At 31.9% G+C, this 2,101-nt stretch carries 3 protein-coding genes and 1 pseudogene; 3 read left to right on the forward strand and 1 reads right to left on the reverse strand.

Annotation, left to right across the window (positions count from 1 at the left end):
* Window positions 1-925, reverse strand: a 925-nt coding sequence (locus C564_RS0131320; protein ID WP_018768223.1) for a hypothetical protein, incomplete at its 3' end; no start/stop codon positions are given.
* Window positions 926-983: 58 nt separating this feature from the next.
* Here C564_RS0131320 and C564_RS0131325 point away from each other — a divergent pair.
* From C564_RS0131325 to C564_RS33210, 3 genes and pseudogenes are all read left to right on the forward strand, one after another.
* Complete coding sequence (locus tag C564_RS0131325; RefSeq protein WP_018768224.1) at window positions 984-1,382, forward strand: DUF1433 domain-containing protein; 399 nt, start codon at window positions 984-986, stop codon at window positions 1,380-1,382.
* Window positions 1,383-1,458: 76 nt separating this feature from the next.
* The gene (locus C564_RS0131330) at window positions 1,459-1,842 is read left to right on the forward strand and encodes a DUF1433 domain-containing protein (RefSeq protein WP_018768225.1); all 384 of its coding nucleotides are present in this window, start codon (window positions 1,459-1,461) and stop codon (window positions 1,840-1,842) included.
* A gap of 135 nt (window positions 1,843-1,977) precedes the next feature.
* Window positions 1,978-2,101: pseudogene (locus tag C564_RS33210) on the forward strand (WXG100 family type VII secretion target); the annotation flags it as partial.

Here is a 2,101-nt window from a genome sequence, read left to right on the forward strand (position 1 = left end):
TTTTTAATTTTGCAACTTCCTCTTCTTCTTGTCGTTGAAATTTTTCTATACTTTCAACAATACGAAGTAATGTATCACTTATTCTTTGTATTTCTTTTGCACGTGCAATAATGTCATCTGGTTCTAGTTGTAATATAGGACTTCCATTAGCATGAAACATTCCTTCGAATGAGGGTCTGAAATGTCCTTTCATACCTAGATTTGCCATCCATCCCTCATCTACTCCGCTATGTTTTACTGTAAATTGCTTTCCAATTAATGGTTCGCCGAATTGGGTGTGATTCCCGATTTGATCGTCTGGATGTGTAAAATCAGTTGCTTTGTTCTCCATTTCTCCTGCATCTACTCGTCTTTTTGCTTCAGGACTTAATAGTTTATAAGGATTTGGTGCAGCATATGTAGTTGCATAACAATTTAATTCTGCAGCGACAAGGTCTGCTTCTGCACCACCTTTACTATGTCCAGTAGTATGAAGCGAAGTAGGGGTATATTTTTCTACGACTTTGTTTTTTGCCCATTTTAATCCAGTATCAAATGTTGAGGGGAGAGTTACTGTTACTCCTGTTTTTCCAATCCCCCCGACTCTTCTATAGTTCTTTTTCATCCCCAATATAATTTGAAATAAATCTGTAGGGATATCTCCATCAAAGGCATCTGCTTCTGTTCCACGAAATGCTAGGATTATATCATCATAATGTGTTGCATTTTCTTCATATTTGTCTGCTGGTACTACTGCGATAGCTTGTAGTCCATTTTTTACTTCTCCGGAATCATTTGCATTTATTGATTCTATAACTTTCCAAGTATTACCGTTAATTCCTTGTATTGTTTCTCCTTTGTATAAATAATTATTATCATAAACTTTATCTGATAATCTAAAAAAGTCTTCTTCGGTTGCAATCGGATTCTTTTTAAATTCATCCATATGTCTCAGCTCATTTCATGGTATATTTTAACTATATTTAAATTCAAGGGGATTTTAAATGAAAAAGAAACTGGTAATTATTTTATCCATTATTTGTATTATAGCAGGAGGATATTTTACTATGGAATACTTAAAACAAAAAGAACTAGAAAAAGAAAAAGAAGTGAATTTTTGGAAAGTGCAAGAAGCACGGGTGGAAAAGTATATTCGTTATAATATTAACGATGTCAAATCTATTAAGTTCACAGAACATAAGGTGAGTCCAATGGGAGTTCCTCATGTAAAGGGATATATAAATGGTAATAAAGAATTACGATTTGATGCTGGTATCAGTAATACGAAGGACTTTGAAAATGATTTTGGATGTTCTGGAGAATTATATGATAACTACATGAAAAAACCAGCAAAGTCTGTATCCGAAATTGAAAAAGAAGAGAAAGAAAAAAAACAAGAGTAGTCTTTGCACTACTCTTATCTTCTGTATCCCATTTTAAGAAGAGTGCAATGGTAAGTTTTTTATAAGGGGATTTTCTATGAAGAAAATAATCATCTGGTTTGTATCTGCTGTGGTGCTTATAGCAGGAGGATATTTTACTATGGAATACTTAAAACAAAAAGAAAAAGAAGAAAAGTTTTGGAAGGCACAAGAGACACGAGTAGAAAAGTATATTCATTATAATATTCAAGATGTAAAATCGATTACATTTAAAGAACACAGTGTAAGTCCAATGGGTGTTCCTAGATTAAAAGGTTATATAAACAATAATGAAAAATTAGATTTTATGGCTTATATTAGTACTACAGAAAATTTCGAAGATGATTTCACACGTTCTGGAGAACTTGGAAAACTTATAAAAGACCCTGAAAAATCCGTATCTGAAATTGAAAAAGAAGAGAAGGAAAAGAAACAAGAGTAGTCTTTGCGATTACTCTTGTATTTTTATTATAGAAAAATAAAATATTTGAAAGTTTCTAACAATGCTTTATAATGTATTTAGTAAAATTAACCAAAATATACATTTTACTCATTATATACTAAAGGGGAGATTAAAATGGCTGGACAAATTCGTATGAGTCCTACGGAGCTAAAATCAAAAGCTAAACTATACGGACGAAGCTCTGATGAAATTAAAGATATTCTTGGAAAATTACAAGGATTACAAAATGAATTACGTG

The sequence above is a fragment of the Bacillus sp. 105MF genome, from assembly GCF_000374885.1.
GTDB classification, from domain to species: domain Bacteria; phylum Bacillota; class Bacilli; order Bacillales; family Bacillaceae_G; genus Bacillus_A; species Bacillus_A pseudomycoides.

Excerpts from the sequence above, each read along its gene's own strand:
- C564_RS0131330 (WP_018768225.1), top strand. The coding sequence starts at position 1,459 with ATGAAGAAAATAATCATCTGGTTTGTATCTGCTGTGGTGCTTATAGCA.
- C564_RS0131325 (WP_018768224.1), top strand. The coding sequence starts at position 984 with ATGAAAAAGAAACTGGTAATTATTTTATCCATTATTTGTATTATAGCA.